This is a genomic window from Lysinibacillus sp. GW821-FHT14F06 (genome assembly GCF_058803665.1).
Map to the genome: position 1 here is coordinate 151,419 of NZ_JBXAPF010000006.1, position 19,527 is coordinate 170,945.

Annotated in this window: 19 protein-coding genes; 9 read left to right on the plus strand and 10 right to left on the minus strand. The window is 35.7% G+C overall.

Annotation, left to right across the window (positions count from 1 at the left end; translation table 11 throughout):
* Positions 1–13 precede the first annotated feature (13 nt).
* A complete protein-coding gene (locus AC1RNS_RS07875) occupies positions 14–1,519 on the minus strand; it encodes a coproporphyrinogen III oxidase (protein ID WP_492991743.1) in 1,506 nt (501 codons plus the stop codon).
* Between the two features lie 164 nt (positions 1,520–1,683).
* Between AC1RNS_RS07875 and AC1RNS_RS07880 the strand changes: the two genes are divergently transcribed.
* A complete protein-coding gene (locus AC1RNS_RS07880) occupies positions 1,684–2,091 on the plus strand; it encodes a hypothetical protein (RefSeq protein ID WP_492991744.1) in 408 nt (135 codons plus the stop codon).
* A 22-nt stretch (positions 2,092–2,113) separates the two neighbouring features.
* Here AC1RNS_RS07880 and AC1RNS_RS07885 read toward each other — a convergent pair whose 3' ends face one another.
* From AC1RNS_RS07885 to AC1RNS_RS07900, 4 genes are all read right to left on the minus strand, one after another.
* The gene (locus tag AC1RNS_RS07885) at positions 2,114–3,022 is read right to left on the minus strand and encodes a stalk domain-containing protein (RefSeq protein ID WP_492991745.1); all 909 of its coding nucleotides are present in this window, start codon (positions 3,020–3,022) and stop codon (positions 2,114–2,116) included.
* Between the two features lie 119 nt (positions 3,023–3,141).
* Positions 3,142–3,807, minus strand: coding sequence for a ribonuclease H family protein (locus tag AC1RNS_RS07890; protein ID WP_492991746.1), 666 nt, complete (start codon positions 3,805–3,807; stop codon positions 3,142–3,144).
* Between the two features lie 133 nt (positions 3,808–3,940).
* Positions 3,941–4,285: a YlbF family regulator gene (locus tag AC1RNS_RS07895; RefSeq protein WP_492991747.1), complete on the minus strand. Its 345-nt coding sequence runs from the start codon at positions 4,283–4,285 to the stop codon at positions 3,941–3,943.
* Between the two features lie 17 nt (positions 4,286–4,302).
* A complete protein-coding gene (locus tag AC1RNS_RS07900; RefSeq protein WP_492991748.1) occupies positions 4,303–5,445 on the minus strand; it encodes a DUF445 domain-containing protein in 1,143 nt (380 codons plus the stop codon).
* A 204-nt stretch (positions 5,446–5,649) separates the two neighbouring features.
* Between AC1RNS_RS07900 and AC1RNS_RS07905 the strand changes: the two genes are divergently transcribed.
* The 4 genes from AC1RNS_RS07905 to AC1RNS_RS07920 all read left to right on the plus strand — a co-directional run bounded on the left by AC1RNS_RS07905 (position 5,650) and on the right by AC1RNS_RS07920 (position 9,283).
* A complete protein-coding gene (locus AC1RNS_RS07905) occupies positions 5,650–5,853 on the plus strand; it encodes a YheE family protein (protein ID WP_492991749.1) in 204 nt (67 codons plus the stop codon).
* Between the two features lie 173 nt (positions 5,854–6,026).
* Positions 6,027–6,443, plus strand: a complete 417-nt coding sequence (locus AC1RNS_RS07910; protein ID WP_492991750.1) for a hypothetical protein — start codon at positions 6,027–6,029, stop codon at positions 6,441–6,443.
* Positions 6,444–6,839: 396 nt separating this feature from the next.
* Positions 6,840–8,177: a hemolysin family protein gene (locus tag AC1RNS_RS07915; protein WP_492991751.1), complete on the plus strand. Its 1,338-nt coding sequence runs from the start codon at positions 6,840–6,842 to the stop codon at positions 8,175–8,177.
* A gap of 197 nt (positions 8,178–8,374) precedes the next feature.
* Positions 8,375–9,283 (plus strand): cation diffusion facilitator family transporter, encoded by a 909-nt coding sequence (locus AC1RNS_RS07920; protein WP_492991752.1) that lies wholly within the window; start codon positions 8,375–8,377, stop codon positions 9,281–9,283.
* An 18-nt stretch (positions 9,284–9,301) separates the two neighbouring features.
* On the opposite strand, the gene AC1RNS_RS07925 is transcribed toward AC1RNS_RS07920, so the two are convergent.
* Both AC1RNS_RS07925 and AC1RNS_RS07930 read right to left on the minus strand, forming a co-directional pair.
* A complete protein-coding gene (locus tag AC1RNS_RS07925; RefSeq protein ID WP_492991753.1) occupies positions 9,302–10,042 on the minus strand; it encodes an effector binding domain-containing protein in 741 nt (246 codons plus the stop codon).
* An 81-nt stretch (positions 10,043–10,123) separates the two neighbouring features.
* The gene (locus AC1RNS_RS07930) at positions 10,124–11,044 is read right to left on the minus strand and encodes a helix-turn-helix transcriptional regulator (RefSeq protein WP_492991754.1); all 921 of its coding nucleotides are present in this window, start codon (positions 11,042–11,044) and stop codon (positions 10,124–10,126) included.
* Between the two features lie 627 nt (positions 11,045–11,671).
* Here AC1RNS_RS07930 and AC1RNS_RS07935 point away from each other — a divergent pair.
* A complete protein-coding gene (locus AC1RNS_RS07935; RefSeq protein WP_492991755.1) occupies positions 11,672–12,790 on the plus strand; it encodes a response regulator in 1,119 nt (372 codons plus the stop codon).
* A gap of 59 nt (positions 12,791–12,849) precedes the next feature.
* On the opposite strand, the gene AC1RNS_RS07940 is transcribed toward AC1RNS_RS07935, so the two are convergent.
* A complete protein-coding gene (locus tag AC1RNS_RS07940; protein WP_492991756.1) occupies positions 12,850–13,497 on the minus strand; it encodes a response regulator in 648 nt (215 codons plus the stop codon).
* Positions 13,498–13,508: 11 nt separating this feature from the next.
* Positions 13,509–14,624: a GAF domain-containing sensor histidine kinase gene (locus AC1RNS_RS07945; RefSeq protein ID WP_492991757.1), complete on the minus strand. Its 1,116-nt coding sequence runs from the start codon at positions 14,622–14,624 to the stop codon at positions 13,509–13,511.
* 197 nt (positions 14,625–14,821) lie between these two features.
* Between AC1RNS_RS07945 and AC1RNS_RS07950 the strand changes: the two genes are divergently transcribed.
* The 3 genes from AC1RNS_RS07950 to AC1RNS_RS07960 all read left to right on the plus strand — a co-directional run bounded on the left by AC1RNS_RS07950 (position 14,822) and on the right by AC1RNS_RS07960 (position 18,587).
* Complete coding sequence (locus tag AC1RNS_RS07950; RefSeq protein WP_369593763.1) at positions 14,822–15,247, plus strand: disulfide oxidoreductase; 426 nt, start codon at positions 14,822–14,824, stop codon at positions 15,245–15,247.
* Positions 15,248–15,302: 55 nt separating this feature from the next.
* The gene (locus AC1RNS_RS07955) at positions 15,303–16,142 is read left to right on the plus strand and encodes an RluA family pseudouridine synthase (RefSeq protein WP_492991758.1); all 840 of its coding nucleotides are present in this window, start codon (positions 15,303–15,305) and stop codon (positions 16,140–16,142) included.
* A 270-nt stretch (positions 16,143–16,412) separates the two neighbouring features.
* A complete protein-coding gene (locus AC1RNS_RS07960) occupies positions 16,413–18,587 on the plus strand; it encodes a 5'-nucleotidase C-terminal domain-containing protein (RefSeq protein WP_492991759.1) in 2,175 nt (724 codons plus the stop codon).
* Positions 18,588–18,652: 65 nt separating this feature from the next.
* On the opposite strand, the gene AC1RNS_RS07965 is transcribed toward AC1RNS_RS07960, so the two are convergent.
* Positions 18,653–19,483 carry an aldo/keto reductase gene (locus AC1RNS_RS07965; RefSeq protein WP_492991760.1) on the minus strand — a complete coding sequence of 277 codons (831 nt, stop codon included), beginning with the start codon at positions 19,481–19,483 and terminating at the stop codon, positions 18,653–18,655.
* Between the last annotated feature and the right edge of the window lie 44 nt (positions 19,484–19,527).

Sequence of the window (19,527 nt, forward strand, 5' to 3'; positions counted from 1 at the left end):
TTGCCTTTACCTTTTATGCTTTATATAATTCATCTAAAAACTCAATTTTTTTACCTATAGCATCTTCAAATGTCATGATATAGGCAGCAGGGTCCTTTGGATTATGAAACTGCGTAATTTTCCCTGTTTCAGGATGAACAAATTTAGAAGAAGCGCCACAGCCGATCCCTAAAATTGTCTGTACCTCTTCCATGATCACAATATTATAGATGCTTTCCTCACCAGCTTTACTATAGCCGACATTTTCTAAATTACCTAAAATATTTTTTTGTCGATATAAATAGTACGGAACATAGGCATTTTCTTTTGTCCAATCTTGTGCCATTTGCATCATTTCTGCAACAGTATCACGATCCGCTACTTTGTATTTATCCTTATTACGAGTCATCTCTGATGCGCGCTTAAATGATAGTGTATGAACAGTCAATGACTCTGGTTGCATCTTAGCAGATTCCTCTAAAGAATGCTGGAATTCTTCGATACCTTCATTTGGTAAACCAATAATCAGATCCATATTAATATTGTTCATACCTGATTCACGCGCAAGCCAAAATTTATCAACGGTTTCCTGAACTGTATGATGACGTCCAATCGCTTTTAACGTTTCATCTGTATAAGATTGTGGATTAACACTTATACGGTCAATCCCCCATTTTTTTAACACTTCTAGTTTTTCTGTAGTAATCGTATCTGGTCTACCCGCCTCAACTGTCACTTCACGAATTGTGTCAGGATGTGGGAAGGAATCGTACATCGTCTGATACAACGCATCCATTTCGTGTGCCTCAATAGAAGTTGGTGTTCCACCACCCCAATAAATGGATGTGATTTTCATATCGTTGTCCTTCAGCCATTTACCCATTTCTCTTAATTCAATATGCAGCCCCTCTAAAAATGTAGTGACACGGCCTTGCTTTCGATTGCTTCCAATCGCATATGCAGGGAACGTACAATAGGCACACTTTGTTGGACAGAAAGGAATTCCGATATAAATACTTATTTCCTTTCCAATGTTATCGATATCAGGAATCGTTACTAATTGTCGTTCAACAATATCTTTTAAGAGTCCAACCTTTTGTGCAGACAGTCGGAAGTCACGAATAAGTATGTCAGCAATTTCTTTCTCAGTCATGCCCTCTTTTCTAAATTTATGATAGAGCTTAGTTGGACGGACACCCGTTAAAATTCCCCATTGCTGTTGCATCCCTGTATATTGTTCAAGCACATCTAAAAAAACATGAGACAGGGCACGCTTAATACGAATATTTAGTTCACGTCCTTCAGCCTGTGTGTCATATTGAATATGATATTCATTTGTAAAATACTTTCCCTCTACCTCTAATACTGCTTTTGTTGATAAAGAAAAATCCTCAGCAACATGATGCTCGAAGCATATGGATATGTCAGCTCCTTCAGACTTTACTTTTAGCTTGGATTCCTCAAAAAATAAATTCGCAATATGATTTAATACGCGAATCCAATCCTCAGGATAATTTTGATCTATGTGAATAATTTTCATTTTCTTCGCTCTCTTCTTTCAAAATTACGGCAACCATAGTGTAACAAATTTTTATTAGGTTAAGCAAAGCTACAAATAGAAGTTTTAAATAACAGAATATTCTGTCTAAAGATAGACAATTTAAGTTATTCTCTTTATAATTTTTAGTGAAGGTGGTGTTGATAGTGGTTCTTATAAAAAATAATTATTTTTCTTCCGCTCCAAGCTTTATTCACCAGCTAGAAATATTATTTCATCACTTTGATTTAGAGCGTTGTGATGAAAAGACCTTTTACATTACTGTTTTATTAAAATATCGCATGCATAAAGTTCCTTGTGATTTTATTTATATTATGGATCAAGAAGAGATTTACGGTGCTATCTCTATCAACAAGCACTACGAACAGGCACGAAAATTTATCCAGCAGCATTTTCGACATGCATTACTGTATTCAGATGAATTAATAGTAGCAAAAAAATTTATGCAAACCTTTCATTTCAAGCAAAGTGTTCAAGCCTTTGCGAAGAAGTATCCGAAGTTTATTTTAAATACTCCTGAAAGTAAAAACAGTAAGCTAGAATACCTCCTCTAGCTTACTGTTTTACTTTGAAACATTATTTTAAAAATTCCTCTGCAAATTCAATTGGTACATATGTTTTATTCGCTTCTAACAATGCAGGTGCTACATGAAGTGGGTGTAAAGCTTTGTTAATACCAAACATTTTTTCGCCACGAGTAATTGTGTAAGATAAATTACCCTTTGTTACGATTGCCCCTTTACCTGTCGACTCCACTGTAAAACCACGTTTTTCAGCAATCAAGCGCAAAGGAACCATCTTTGTTCCTTCTACTTCATACGAATCTGCCTCAATAATGGCTGCAATCTCTGCTTCAATAGTATTTTCTACTGTATTGGCAAATTTGTTATCAAGAACGATTACTTTTGAAGGTGTTGTCTGAGCTGGGATGCTTTTTGTAGAAGCTGTATAGAAAACAACTAGATGCTCCTCTGCTAAATCCTTAGCTGTGACTTTTTCTCCCCGTGAATTGACAAGCTCCGTCTGTTCCCCAATGTTTAATTTTAAAATATCATAAGTATTTGTTAAGTTTTCAAAGAAATAATCAACCTCAACAAATCCAACTTCTTCCGTTTCAACAATGACAACATCAGGATTGAATTGTGGTGGATAAATTAATTTTTGAGGCTTGTTTGCAAATGTATACGCAACTATTTTATCTCCCTCTTTAAGTTCCACTTTCTTCCCTGTATTATCGAAAACAGGTGTTTCATTTGTAATTTCTAAAACATTCGTTTGATCGCCATCTTTTACCGTGTAATATGTAATTTTTTTGCCAGCATGGACTTTCTCAACTGCCCCATGTGTATTGTTGAAAATGTGCACAGGATCAATTTGAATTTGCGGTGCCTCTGTAGGTTTTTCATTGGCTGAAGCGACTGGAACTACTGCACTCCCAAATAATAATACTGTCATTGCTACAGGTGCGAATTTTTTCATGTTCATAAAATCTCTCCTTATTATTTAGATTCATAAAAGTAGTCGTTTTAAATTGGTAAAAGTTTCATTAAAAGAAGTAAAAAAACCATCATTTGATTGATGGTTTTCAGTCAATGTTTCAGTGACTACTTATCTCTTACAATTTCGCTTAATCCAGTAATATCTATACCGTTCAAGGCTTGTGTAGCTAGTCGGTCCGCTTCTGAATTTTCTTTCCTGGATATTAGCTGATATTCAGGTTGAATGCTAAGCTCCTCTAACCTTGCATCAATTTTATCTGCCCAGCTCGATAGATCCTTTTCCAGCGCAGGCCATTCCCCACTTAATTGATTAATTACTACTTGAGAATCACCAGTGAAACAAACAGGCAAATGATGAACATTCAGTAAATCAAGCTCAACGATTCCTAAATAAAGCGCTGCATATTCTGCCTCATTATTGGAATTTAGCTCTGATGAAAAGGCATTTCTTCTTAATCGATATGGTTTACCATTTTGCTCATAATAAATGACACATCCTAGCCCTGATTGTTTTGTAGCACGATCAAAGCCGCCGTCAAAATAAACGGTAATGTTATGTGGCTCTGTCTCAATTTCCTTTAAATAGGCCTTCAGCTCCTTTATCGACCAGCTTGTTTCCTGTCGATCAATACAATGCAACGAATTAACTCTCCCCGTTCGCTCCATATCCTCAGCCAGTAGTAATGCTTGAGCTGCAGGCATTTCTTCTGAACGTAGTACAGTTGTTGCACCCTTTAGTGCTTTATATGTCCATTCAATAATTACATGCATAGTACTTGCCTCCATTATTTTTAAATTGTGTATAAAGTGAAAACGTGCCTCAACCATGGAGACACGTTTCTTTCCTATTTGTTATATGTGCAATTAATAGTGTATTTATTCCTTTGGTACAGCAACGATTACGTTATATTCCCTCATACAATGTTTGTATAGGCTTTACTAAAATACGATTTACCTCTTCAATCACCTTACTTAATTTCATTTCAGCTTCAAGCATTGAAGAGATTTTTTCATTTTGCTGCGCCAGTTGAGCTGCCTTTTGAGCGTATACTAATTCATCTTCCAATATTTCCTCACCAGCTAGTTGCTTTTTTTGCAGCTCTATTTGAATTTTACGAAAGTTTTTAAAAACATTTAATGCCTCTTCATCATTCTTTACTAGTTCAACCGCCTCTTTCAACTCTTCGAATTCCGATGTTTTACGGAATGTTCCCTCTAAAGCATTAATTTCATTATAAATATTAATCATTCTTTTATTTCCCCTTTTTAAATAAAATAGACAATTAATCCTTGCACAATTCCAATCAAGCCGCCAAGAACTGCACCTAGTACTGTAATCATTTTAAACTCACGTTTTGAAATACCTAGTACAAGCTCCTCTAGTTTCGCCACAGGGAAAGTATCAACCTGCTCACGAACTACTTCTTGTAAATTTAAGCGTTTTAATACATCTTCTAATTTCTCTTCGGCTTTAACAAAGGCTTTGTCAATAGCTTGCGGAATGACTGTTTCCTTCATCCATGTATTGCCCTCTGTCCAGTAATATGAAATAGGCTGATTCAAACGTTCCTCAACTGCTAGCTGCTCTTTTACATAACCTTGCACTTTCATTAATATTGAATCAAAGCGAATATCCTGTAAAAAATCCATTGCAGGACGTTCTTTTAATTTATCCCACTCCTGCGTAAAGATTTTCGTTAATAATGCCGTTGTGCCCTGTGCCTGTAAAAATTTTATAAGTTCACGCTGAACCTTTGCCACTAACGAAGAAGAGTCACCTAAAAACATATTGATCATTCCACCAAGTGAACCTTTAGACGACAAAAAATCATCAATCATCGCTTTTATTGTTAATTCGCCTTCAGGTGATAAAAAATAATCCTCACCCTTCTCTAATATATGACGAACTACTACTGGAATCTTTGCTTCAATTGTATATTGAATATCTGCTGATAACAGTGTATGAATTGACTTCGTTGATAATGTATTCTTCATTGACTCAAATTGTCCCTCAACAATTGCTTCAATCTTATTCTCAATTGTTGTTGGCATGTTAGAAAATCCAGCTAATGTAAGCCAATCTTGAATTGTTTTATCATTCGTAAAAATAGTTTCTTCTACCTTTGTTTGCACAAACTGTTCTACTTTGTCTTGAATGTCTTTAGAAAAGAATTTTTTTCTAAAGGTTTCAGGTGTTAATAAATAGTTTACAACAGTTAATCCAAGCTGCCTTGCTAATTCGTCACGTCGTTTTGGGATAAGCCCTGGTGTAAATGGTACACGCCAATTTTTAATATATATTGCTTCATGTGGGCGAAAAAGCATTTTTATGGCTAGGTGATTCGTTACACCGCCGATAGCGGCTCCAATAATGGCCATAAATAGTAAAGTCACTAGAAAATTATCCATTAGTACCCTCTCATTTCAATTGTATTCATGATTGGCGGATTTTGTCGCCTGTTGCACTCATTATAGCAGAGCAAGGATTTTCAACGAAAGAAAAACCCTTGGATAATTAAACACCTTGCATCATTTTCTTCAGGTAGAATAGTTGCAAATTTACTACTATCCTTGAATAATATTAACTACATATATAAGAAATGGGGTTTGATTATGATTCAGCATTTCAGCTTTAAGCCTTTATTTGAAAATTCTCAGCTTCCTGGCTGGGCTATTTCCTTTTTCTATCAACGCGAACGCTTTACAGCTGAGTATTTAAAGGATGGCAATATCCAATGGACTGGGCCTATTCCACCAAACGAAGAAAATGTTAAAAAAATGATTCATGAGCTTATGTTGTATCATGTGTACGATTAACAAAAATAGTAAATTATTCGTGTAACAGCGATTCTATATATACCCATTTTTTACTAGTGTTTGCACATCATTTATGCTAAAAATATTTCCATCTATTGAAATTGCAGCATTTTTCTTATACATTTATGTTATCAAGTTGATAATAAATGTTTTGTATGCAGGGGGCTATTTCAATGAGTAAAGTCACACTTTTAGATGACTTAAACAGTTATAATTCAAAAGCATTAATTCGTGCAAAAGTAAAAGAAGTTTTTTCTGAATTTTCCGCTAAAATTTTCGAATTAGTAGATGAAGCTGGCACTATCAATAGTAAAAAATTCGAGTCACTTTCTGGCTTTAAAAGTGATTTTTACAATGAATATTGTAGCCAATTAAAAGCATTATTCGACACGCCAACTAGTTCATTCGGAAAAAAATCTGTAAAAAGTATGTATGTAACATATAATGGCAAAAATTATCTTTTAACACAGCAGGGTATTACGGAAAAGGCACCTGTTACCATATCGTGCTTTACAGGCGAAATCCCATTAAAAGAAATGCTTCATGATGTTGAAAAAGCGTGTTTAAAATTGCGCTTCCAACAAGAATAATACTTAAAGCAAAAGGAGCCCTCTCACTAGCTGAGAAGGCTCCTTGTTTGATGCTATTAAAAATAATTCATTTAAAAAATTCGCAGATAAAGCTCTCTTGAGATTTTTTGACGTGTCGTTTTTATATGAGATGCAAATGCTTCCTTCTCTAAATAAACTATCTTTGCTCCTTTTAAAGGTAGCATAATGATTTTTGATTTTCAATCTTTTGGTGTTAGTTTTTCCAAATTACGGATTGATTATCGAGAGATAAAAAATTGTTGTCAATATTTGTGTTTTGCATCTAAATATTTTATGATTGAATCATCCAACAATTTTTTAAATCATAGGAGGTGTACACTTTGTTTACTTCCCTCATTTGGGCGGGGACAAAGGAATTATTTGGACGGAGACATATTGGAGATAACCATTAGGTTGGCGGCATTCGCCCTACTAATAATCATGACAGGATTTTTCGTTGCAACGGAGTTTGCAATTGTTAAAGTAAGATCAACACGTATTGATCAGTTGCTAGCAGAAGGTCATAAAAAAGCAAAAAATGCAAAACGTGTTGTTTCAGATTTAGATGAATACTTATCTGCATGTCAGCTAGGTATTACAATCACAGCACTTGGCTTAGGTTGGCTTGGTGAACCTACTTTTGAAATTATATTGCACCCAGTGTTTGAGTTTCTAAATTTGAATGGTAGTATTACATCTATCCTTTCATTCATACTTGCATTTTCAATCGTAACGTTTATGCATGTAGTTATAGGGGAATTGGCGCCAAAAACACTTGCCATCCAAAAAGCAGAATTAGTGACATTAAACTTTTCTGGCCCATTAATTTTATTCCACAACATTACGTACCCGGTCATTAAGTTATTGAACGGATCTGCACGTGGCTTAACAGGCCTTTTCGGTCTAAAGATGATGTCAGAATCAGAAGTTGCTCATACTGAAGAAGAGCTACGTATGATTTTGTCAGATAGTTTAAAAGGTGGAGAAATTAATAATTCAGAATATGAATATGTAAACAGTATTTTTGAGTTCTCAGAACGTCTTGCAAAGGAAATCATGGTACCACGTACTGAAATCGTTGGAATCGAAAAAGAACTTACCATTAAAGAAGTATTCGATTTAATGGGAGTAGAGCAATACACTCGTTATCCGATTATTGATGGTGACAAGGACCATATTATCGGCCTAGTCAATATGAAACACTTATTAACCGCTTACATTAAAGACCCTGCAAATGGTGATAAGCCAGTAATTGACTATATGCAGCCGATTATTCGCGTGATGGAAACGACGCAAATTAACGATTTGCTACTTAAAATTCAGCGTGAACGCATTCATATGGCCATTTTAATGGATGAATATGGCGGAACATCTGGTTTAGTGACGATTGAAGATATTATTGAGGAAATTGTCGGCGATATTCAAGATGAATTTGATGAGGACGAAATCCCAGAAGTACAAGAAATTGCAGAAGATCATTTTATTTTAGATGCAAAGATGCTAGTAGAGAATGTAAATGATATGCTAGGTACTGACATAGAAGATGATGATATAGATACAATCGGCGGTTGGTTTATGACAAAGCGCTTTGATGCAGTCGAAGGAGATAGCATTGAAGAGCAAGGCTATGAGTTTATCGCAAAAGAATTAGATGGTCACCATATTTTATACTTAGAAGTTCTGAAATTACCTGAACGTGATTTATCAAATGAAAATGAAGAAGTAAGTACCTAAAAATTGCCTTGTTTTATTTACTGTGTTACGATTAACATCGCACTTAAAAGATACAGGCTATAAAAAATGTATACAGCTCACAACCTATAGTGGCGGGGAGCTTATATAGAGATAACATTATAAACTTTAGCAACGACTCCCTTTCACAGAAGGGAGTCGTTTTATAATGCCCGAAAGTTTTGCAAGGAGGAAACAAAATGGAGCTTTATACAAATTTACGTCAAGGGGAAAAAGGTGCTTGGTTATCCATCGCAACATATTTGGTTCTGAGTTCTATAAAATTAACAATCGGCTATATAGGCGCATCAGAAGCGCTAAAGGCAGATGGATTAAATAATACTACTGATATTATCGCCTCTATTGCAGTACTTATTGGATTACGAATTGCCCAAATTCCACCTGACTCTAATCATCAATATGGGCATTTGCGTGCCGAAACAGTTGCCTCACTTGTTGCGTCGTTCATTATGTTAATTGTTGGCTTACAGGTACTTATTAATTCGATAAAAGGCCTTTGGGAGCCAGTTAATACAACACCATCATTATTAACTGCCTATGTCGCAATTGGCAGTGCCATAGTGATGTATATCGTTTATCGTTATAATTTAGCACTTTCTAAAAAAATAAAAAGTGCAGCTGTGAAAGCAGCAGCCTATGATAATCGTTCAGATGCTCTTGTAAGTATTGGTACAGCAATCGGAATTTTTGGAGCTATTTTCGGTTTCCCTATTATCGACACAATTACTGCACTTCTCGTTGCACTTCTAATTATTAAAACAGCAATTGAAATTTTTTGGGAGGCTGTTCAAAGTCTCACAGATGCTTTTAATATCGAAGAAGTTGAGACTTTGTCTGTCCTTATTCGCAATGTTGATGGAGTAATCGAGTTGTTAGACTTTAAGGGGCGCGCCCATGGCAATATGTACTTTATCGATGTCACTGTCACTGTAGACCCTTACTTAAATGTCTTTGAGAGTCATCGTATTACAGAGGAGATTGAAAAAACGATTACTCGTGAAAATCGATTCTGTCAGGTACTCGTGCATATTGAACCACATATTGAAATCATTCCTCCAGCAAACGACAACAAATCTCCTACCAAGTAAATGGTAGGAGATTTGTTGTTATTTGATTGCTATATAAATATCAACCTGTGCTTCTTGTGGGTTGGCACACCGTTCATCGTATATCTCAAAATCACCTGTGTATGCTCTTTCTACTTCTGAACCTGCAAACCAAGCCCAGATATCTTGCCAAACCTTAATCACAATGTCTGGGATTGACCCTTTATCTGAAGTAAAAACCAAATATTTAGCAGCTGGCACTGTTTTTACGACCATCCCTTGTGTCACTTCATCTGTCGCTGCTACTTCCATTCCAAGGGTAATAGAATATTTTCCATTAACATCTGTTTCATAGTCAGAATATAAACCGATTAATACTTCATTGACTGGATTTTTTATTTGTCCAATCACTTCTTGCTGATAAAAGTCTGACCATAATTGAGGAATTTTAGCTTGAGACGTTATTTCATTGGCATTACTCGTTTGAGCTGAAATTCCTACGATTTGAAATGATTCTCGTTCTATCATTTTTGGCTGTTTTATTTCTTCTCTTCTCCATCTTTTTAAACTTGGTAAGAAAGAAGATAACATTTGACGAGCCTCTTCTTCTGCCATCCCATCTTCCTTTAAATGTGGCACACAAATCTCAACCATTTCCTCAACTGTCAAATTCGGCTGTTTAAACCCTCCTAATTCATAACAATACATGCAATATTCTTGACTTTTCTGACCTTCTTTACCTGTTCCTAATAATGTTTCATCTGCTAATGGCATACCGCAGCTTTGACAATAACTTTGCATCATTAATCCACCCTTCATACTATTTGTTATGACTATAGCAAAGGAAACCTGACAGCAGTATGTCATCTTTCAAAACAAAAATTAAATATCTTTATAAAGCTCCACAATTTCCTGTGCTCGCTTATGCACAATAGCTCTTAAATGGAATGGCTCTAATACTTTTATACGGTGACCAAAACTTAGAAGAAAACCGTATAACCATTCATCCTCTGGCAATGAAATGTTAACTGTTAAATTTTCATGATCTGTATGCTCAGCACCAAATGTTTCTTCTACTAATGTTGTTATCGTAGAATCGAATGACAGCTTTAGCTTTATTACATTTTGAGGACGGTGCCACTCTTTGTTCCATGGGAGTTCAGACAAATGAACTTCTTTGCGCTGGAAGGTTATCATTTCTTCTTTTATATTTTTCATTCTAGCTATTTTAAATAAGCGAAAGTCTTCTCTTAATGTGCAGTATCCGTAGACATACCATACCTTTCCTTTTTGTACTAATGTATGTGGCTCTAAAAATCGATTGGTTACTTGACCATGTGTCGTAGAATAGGTGAAGCTTACACAGTGTGCTTGTTCAATGGCTTTTTTTAATAGTGTAATCTGCTCCTTAAAAACAATAGATGGTCCCCAAGGGCTAAGATCAATAAATAGTTGGTTGATGGATTGCTTTATTTCTTCATCAGCAACACTTGTTAACTTTTCGAGCACTGCTTCTGCATAGGAATCGTCATAGGTTGTAAGTGCACTTTTTATGGCAATGGAAAGCGAGGTAAGCTCCTCCTTTGTCAGAACCTGTTTATCGACACGATACCCCTCTATCAAACTAATTCCACCGTTAACCCCCTGCTGACTCAAAACAGGAATTCCAGCACAGCTAAGTGTTTCGATATCACGGTAAATTGTACGAACTGACACATTAAATAACTCAGCAAGCTCCTGTGCTGTCACTTTTTTTCGATTTATTAAAATCATTGTCATCATTAAAAGGCGTTCTAATTTCATGTTTAACCCATCCTTTATCAATCTCGGCTGCTACTATATTTATTGCATGATGTCATTTTAGTCATTAATTAACCATTTTTCATCACAAATTAACCATTTTGTTTTGCATTTTAATTACTAATATCCTATCTATTTTAAGTATTTTTTAAGTACTTTTTGAGTTTTATTTAAGTCGAATGTACTATAATAACGCCTGATAAATTATTACAATCATTATACTATTTTTACAATATAAGAAAAAAACTAGTTTAATACAAGGATTTATGAGGAATTTATTGATTTCGCTATTAAAACTATGTTGTTTCCCGCCTTATTAAGAATAGTTTGATAATAAACGCTTATACAATTATTTCAATTCTCTTAACACAACAGACAAAACTTCCATCCTCTTTATAGAGCGCTGAAAACTATAGTATCTATTTGTGACAAAGAATTTAGTGCTTTGTTTTTATGAAACCTCAATAGGATTATGAAAAATGAAATACGAGTACTAAATCTCAGTGTCAAATTTTTATATTTAAGCGAAATTCGCTTTTTTAGTGCTCACTATATATTAGGAAGCCTTTTCAAGCACAATGAACTAGAGTTTAATGGTTTTCAATTTAATTGTAAAAAGGAGATTTTGATGTGATTAGAGCCGTTTTAATAGACAATGAACCACTAGCATTACACTATTTTCAAAATAAACTACAAGCATTTCAGCAAATACAGGTGGTCAAAACCTTTACAAGGGTAGAAACTTTTCTGCAGGAGCTTCCCGCATTAGAATTTGAGGCTATTTTTTTAGAGGTAAAGCTCAATGAACTAACTGGACTGGAAGTAGCTGATATTATCAAAACGGATCGTCCACATGTTAGTGTTATTTTTATAACTTCCCATCAAGAGTTTGCGTTACAGGCATATGATATCGGAGGGCTTGATTATTTACTTAAACCAATTAATCACGCTCGTTTAGAAAAGGCTATTGCTCGAATAGAGCATGAATATTCCATTCAGCAACTCATTCAGAAGGCTTCGAAAACGATGCTAAACGTTCAATGCTTCGATCAATTTGCAGCCTATAGTAACAATAGTTTAATTGCGTTCAAAACGGAGAAAACAAAGGAATTATTTGTTTATTTTATTTTACATCCAAATATTCCTATTCACCGTGATTATTTAATAGAAATTTTGTGGCCTGATTTAGACTATGTTAGGGCAAAATCGAATCTTCATACAGCTTTATCTTATTTAAGAAAAACCTTAAGCAATATAGGTTATGCCAACTGTATAGTATTTTCCAATAAATATTATATCTTTGAAAAGCCAAGCATTCTTTGCGATTTATATGATTTTCAGAGATACTATGATGATTTTTTAAAGCAAGAATTCCCCCATATTTCATTAATTAATCAATGTCTTTCCATTTATAAAAATGGGCTGCTTATTTTTGACGATTATGAATGGGCGACAGCCTATAAAGATAAACTGACTAAATCATACATAGATTTATTAGAAAAAGGCTTTCAAGCTTCTGTATTAACGGATACGACAAAGGCACTTGATTTCTTAAATAGCCTACTAGATTTTGATCCATATAATGAACAAAAACTGGAACACTATTTACACACTTTAATAAACGCTGGGCTATATGAACAGGCATACAGAGTTTTTCAAGACTATGAACAAAAGTTAAAAGAAGATTTGGCCCTTACGCCAAGCTCAACATTACTAGAAATTACAAATAAATTTTTTATTCAAAAATAAACAATAAAAAAACGACGGGCTACTACAAATTTGTAGGAACTCGCCGTTTTAACTCACTTTTACACACCACTACCCTCTGTCAGTCCGTGCTTTACAGCATAAAGAGCCGCTTGAGTACGATCCTGCACCTGTAGCTTCGTGAAAATATTAGATATATGGGTTTTTACAGTTTTCTCTGTAACAAATAAGGAGGAAGCAATTTCTCGATTACTTTTCCCTTTTGTCAGCTCTGCAAGTACATCCTGTTCACGAGGTGTTAGTGGGTTTAATACATGAGGTGCATTTTCAGTTTCTTGTCGATCCATTTCCAGCGTCGATGTGGCCTCTGGATGTAGAGTATTTTCGCCTCGCATTATTCGGCGAATGGACAATACCAGTTCATCAGGTTCTATGTCCTTTAATTGATAACCTGCAGCACCTGCCTCCATAGCTGGTACGACATGGTCCCGATCCGAAAAGCTTGTGAGCATCAAAATTTCAATTTGTGGAAATTTCGCTTTAATGCGCTTAGTTGCCTGAATACCATCCATCTCAGGCATGACTAAATCCATAAGAATAATATCTGGCTGTATGCTTTCCGCTAAAGTTACTGCCTCCAGTCCATTTTTTGCTTCCCCCACAACTTCAATGTCTTTTTGCGTTTTTAAGAAAAATAATAATCCACGACGTACTACATGGTGGTCATCTGCAATTAATACACGTATCATTCTCTTTCCTCCTAATACGGCAAGCGGATTAACAGTTCTGTTCCTTTGCCAATTTCACTAACCCAGTCAGCTGTACCACCAACTGATTTTGCACGATCCTTTATTGACTGCAAGCCCATTGAAAGTAACCTCGTGTTATTATCAATGACAAAGCCTCGTCCCTCATCACGAATCACAAGCAAAATGTCTGTAGACGTAACCGTTATATATAATGCAGCTTCCAGCACACCTGCATGACGACGTACATTATTAAGTGCTTCTTGTGCTACTCGAAATAATGTTTCTTCAATACGTGAAGGGAATTGCAATACACCTGAAACTGTCACATGCAACTTTAAGCCGAGCATTTCAGCATATACTTTAATCGCTTCAAGTAAACCATTCTCTAAGCCTTTTGGACGAAGCTGCCAAATTAATGCACGCATTTCAGTTAAGGCATCCTGTGTTAAATGTTGAATTTCCTTAAATGTTTCTTTAATAGCACGATCATTCGTCATTTCAATACCAGCTCTCGCCGTTAGAGTAACTGAAAAAAGCAGCTGATTAACCGAATCATGTAAATCTCTAGCTAGACGGTTGCGCTCCTTTACAAGTGCCATTTCTTGCTCCTGCTTTGTCAGTAAAATTCGCTTAATGGCTGAACCCATTTGAAAAGCGACAGATTCAAGTAAAGCTAGCTCCTCCTGTGAAAAACGCACAGTATCCTTTGAGGCAACATTTAAGACCCCAAAACGTTCTTGTCCTGACTGAAGAGGCACTGTAGCATGATGTGTAATGCCCTCGTGATCACCAACATTTGCTGCAATCGCACTCTCAATGCGCTGGCATTCAATGATATTGGAGGCTTTTTTTAATTCCTCATTACGATAGCGAGAAACACACCAGCAGCCTCCCTTTTTTAAATAATGGCAGTTTTTAAATTCCAATGCTTCTGGCAAATTTTCATGAACAACAAGCTCCGATCGCCCTTTTTCATCGATAAAAAAAATCCAGCCTGTTTCAAAGTTTGTCCCATTTAAAAATCTCACAAGTGCACCCTTTAACATTGTCACTATTTCAGTTTCTTCATTTAACAGTTCTGCAATCTCTTTTAAAATACTGATATTCGAATGCTCATTCTCCCTCACAAAAACACCTCTTCTTCGGCATTACTAATGTTAATGATAACATTTCAAAGTCTTGAACGTCTGCCTAAGTCGTTCATACTTTAGACTGAAATTCTTTTTAAAAAGGAGATACCTTATTTTGTGTAAGTTAATTTACATATAAAACTAGAACAACTATAATCGTACAAGGATATGGTTTAATAAAGGAGAGAATAGATATGTCTAAAAAAGTAGAAAATGGCTTATTATTTATTTGGATTGTCTCTGTCGTTGCAACACTAGGTTCCTTATACTTTTCAGAAATTCGTCACTATGAACCTTGTAAAATGTGTTGGATTCAACGTATTTTCATGTATCCAATTGTCATCATGACAACAATTGCCTTTATACAAAAAAATGCACGTATTGCGGTTACAACAGCTGTTTTTGCCATTATGGGTGGCAGTGTATCACTTTATCATTATGGAATTCAAAAGCTTAGTTTTTTAGCGGATACTGCACCTTCTTGTGGTCTTGTTTCCTGTACTGGTCAATATATTAATTGGTTAGGCTTTATCACAATCCCATTTTTAGCGCTAACTGCATTTATTTTAATTGCAGGGGCAAGCTTTTATGTAATGAAGGCTGTAAAAGCTGCAAAATAATTAAGAGACCGTGTTCTACAATTAGGAATACGGTCTTTTCTACGGAGGAAGATCTATGTTTCATTATGAAATTAATGAAGATAATTTAACCATTGAAGAACTGCTGCGTAATCATTGGCGACTTGGTAAAAAATTAGTTCATGAATTACGAATGTCAAAAGCAATTACAACGATGGACGATGAGCCCGTTCAATGGAAAGCCCCGCTTCAGGCAGGTGCAATTCTAAAATTTACGTTTCCGATACCTACATCCAATTATCAACCCACACCAGTATGTGCAATTGATATTATTTATGAGGATGACCATTGCTTAATCGTTTCCAAACCAAAAGGTATGTCAACACATCCAAATGATGCTCGTGATACTCATACTTGTATGAACCATGTCATGGCACATATTAAAAAGCAGAGTGGTGTTTATGCAGAGCATGTCCATCGACTGGATAGAGGCACGCAAGGACTATTGCTGGTGGCAAAGCATCCTCTCGCTAAGTCCATCCTTGATCGTATGATTGAAGAAAAATCTATTATTCGCACTTACGCTGCAGAGGTACAAGGAAATTTACAAGCATCTTCAGGTACAATCACCGAACCTATTGGGAAAGATCGACATCACGCAACAAGACGTGTAGTTTCCAAAACTGGTCAACATGCTGTAACACACTATGAGGTAGTTGCTCGCTATAAGAGTTCTTGTATTGTCCATCTCATTTTGGAAACAGGCAGAACACATCAAATCCGAGTACATTTAGCTCATATCGGGCATCCCATTATTGGAGATACAATGTACGGAGCTAGGGAAACGGCAAGTGGAGACTATGAGCTCCATGCTATACAGTTAGAATTTGAACATCCATTTTTAAATAAACAAATTGTTGTAAAGGACAAACAGTAAATCCTTGCTCAAAATCATAAAAAGCGCGAGAAATCAGAAAAGTTGATTTCTCGCGCTTTTTTGAGGTGAAAAATTTTTCACTTAGCCTTATACACAATTTACTTATACTTCAATAAAAGTATAAATATATTATTTAATATTTCTTAATCTATTTTTTACAATAAAATTAATATACATTTACCATTAATGGTAATGACGAAGAATTTCTTTCATGATAGAATAAGAGTAAATTGTCAGTCATCTGACATATTATGAGGGAGGAATTCATTGATGAAATGGGTTAAAAGTATTGCAGCAACAACTCTAGTTGCTAGTTTATTAGCTACTCCTGGTTTTGCTGCCCATGCAGCGGAAACAGCACCAGCAGCTACGAAAGATGGTTTCAAATTAACAATTTTACACTCCAATGATACACATTCACATGCAGAGTATGCTCCACAACGTGCTACAAAAATAAAAGAGCTACGTGCAGCAAATCATAATTCACTTTTATTAGATGCAGGTGACGCTTTGACTGGCACGCTTTACTTCAATGAATTCACAGGAGAAGTTGAAATGAAGTTAATGAACTTAATGGGCTACGATGCTATGACATTTGGTAACCATGAGTTCGATTTAGGATCAAGCCCAGAAGGTCATACTGCTCTAGCGAAATTTGTAAAAGGAGCAGAATTCCCATTACTGGGGGCCAATCTTGATTTTTCAAAAGAATCTTTATTTGATGGCTTACAATTTAAAACAGTCACAAAAGACTTCGAAAATGGGAAAATTTATAACGGTATTATTAAAGAAGTCGATGGAGAAAAAGTAGGTATTTTTGGTTTAACAACTGAAGAAACTCCTTCTATTTCAAGCGTTGCTAATGTACAATTTGCCAATTATATCGACTCTGCCAAAAAAGCAGTAGCAGAATTTGAAAAACAAGGTGTTAATAAAATTGTTGCCCTTACTCATTTAGGATTTGATGATTCAAAAGATTTCGATAACGATCAATTACTAGCTGCAGCTGTAGAAGGTATTGATGTTATTGTTGGTGGTCATACACATACTAAATTAGACAAAGCTGTGAAAGCAGAAACATCCTTTAAAAATCCTACAATTATCGTTCAAACAGGTCAATATAGCGAGAATTTAGGTGAGCTTGATTTAACATTTAATGATAATGGTGCGGTTGTTGAATATTTCGGGCAATTACACGCTTTAAATGATAAAGAAAATCCAGTTGCAGCAGACCCAGAAACAACTGAAATGTTAGCTCCATATACAGAAAAAATTTCAGCTGTAAAACAACAATCAACAGGAAATACAGCTGTTTCAGTATTGGATGGTAAACGTGGTCTTTGGGGCGTTCGTGCTGGTGAAACAAACCTTGGAAACCTAATTACAGACGGTATGCTTGCTGGTGCCAAGAAGATTGATCCAGAAGTACAATTTGCCTTCCAAAATGGCGGTGGTATCCGTGCAGGCATTGATGCTGGAGATATTACAGTTGGCGAAGTAATGACAGTCATGCCTTTCGGAAATGCACTTGGTATCGTAAAATTAACAGGTGCTGAAATCTATGACATTGCTGAACATAGTGTAAAAGAGTTTCCGAAAGAATCTGGCGGCTTCCTACACTTCTCTGGTTTACAAGTAGAATTCGATGGAAAAGGTCCAGCTGGTAAACGAGTAAAATCAATTAAATTAAATGGTAAAGATCTAGACAAAGCTACTTACTATAAAGCTGCAACAAATACCTTTACCGCTAAAGGTGGAGACGGCTACGAAACACTTGAAAAAGCTTATGCTGATGGACGTGTAAGTGAGCCTGGTACTATTGATTATGAAATGTTCATCGAACACTTGACTACATTGAAAAATGTTAATCCAAAAGTAGAAGGGCGCATTATTGCAACAATTCCATTTAAGGATATCGCAAAAGGCTCAGAAACAGAGGGCTATGTTCGTGATCTTTATTACCGTGATTTAACAAATGGTACGACTGCAACAACATATTCACCAAATGCTAACTTAACTCGTGCTCAGGCTGCCTCATTTATCGCACGTGCATTAAAGCTTGAGGCAAAAGGTCAAACAACATTCTCGGATCTTGGAAATGTAAATCCTACAACACAAAAGGAAATCACTGCTCTTGCCGAAGCAGGTATTGTTAAAGGTGCAAATGGTAAATTCAATCCTAATACAAAAGTAACTCGTGCTCAACTTGCATTAATGTTTGCTCGTGCATACAATCTTCAACATGATGCAAAAGCTGGCTTAAAAGCTGATTTCAGTGATATTGCACAATACAACACTGAAACTAAAGATGCAATCGCACTTATGAAAGACTTAAAGATTGTTAGTGGTTCAAATGGCAAATTTATGCCAAGCAATAACGCAACACGTGCTCATATGGCAAAAATGCTTTCTAACTATATTCCATATGTAAAAGAATCAAAATAATAGAACCTGAAAATCCCGCCATCAGACTTGAGAGCGGGATTTTTTCATTTAATAGCAGAGTTTAGTTAAAAATCGAATTTAAAGTTATCTGGATCCTGCCCGAAGCGTTCATTACAGTTTAAAGAAGCTATTTGATCCATTTGTGCTAAGGTTAACTCGAAATCAAAAACCTGTGCATTTTCCTCAATACGACTTGGCGTAACTGATTTTGGAATAATGAGTGTATCTCTTTGTAAATGCCAGCGCAATACTACCTGTGCAGCCGTTTTGTCAATTTCTTGACCAATCTTTGTAATAGCTGCGTTATCAAGCACACCTCCGCGACCAAGTGGAGACCATGCAGTCACAGCAATGCCATGCGCACTACAGTAAGCTCTTAAATCATCTTGCTGTAAATATGGATGCACCTCGACTTGATTAACCATTGGCTGTATATTTGCCTTTGCCAATAGCTTTTGTAGATGATGCTCATGGTGATTAGATACACCAGTTGCCCGAATTAACTTTTCATCATATAAGCGTTCAATGGCTCGATATGTTTCTTCAAATGTTTCAGGTACTGCCCAATGTGTTAAATACAAATCTAAATAATCCATATTTAACTTTTTCAACGATACTTCAAATGCTCGTAATGTCTCATCGTAACCTTGGTCATTATTCCAAACCTTTGTCGTAACAAATATATCCTCACGCTTAACACCTGAATAGCGAATAGCTTCGCCCACTTCCTCTTCATTGCCATAAAGTGATGCTGTATCAATAGCTCGATAACCAAATTTAAGTGCTTTATCAATAGCCTGCAATGTTTCATCACGCTCTGTCATTTTATAAACACCTAAACCTAAGCGAGGCATTTCTATACCATTTGTTAATGTTTTTGTTGATTGTAAAATCAAGAATAACAACCCCTTTCTTTTCCTAGTTCCATTATACAAAAAAT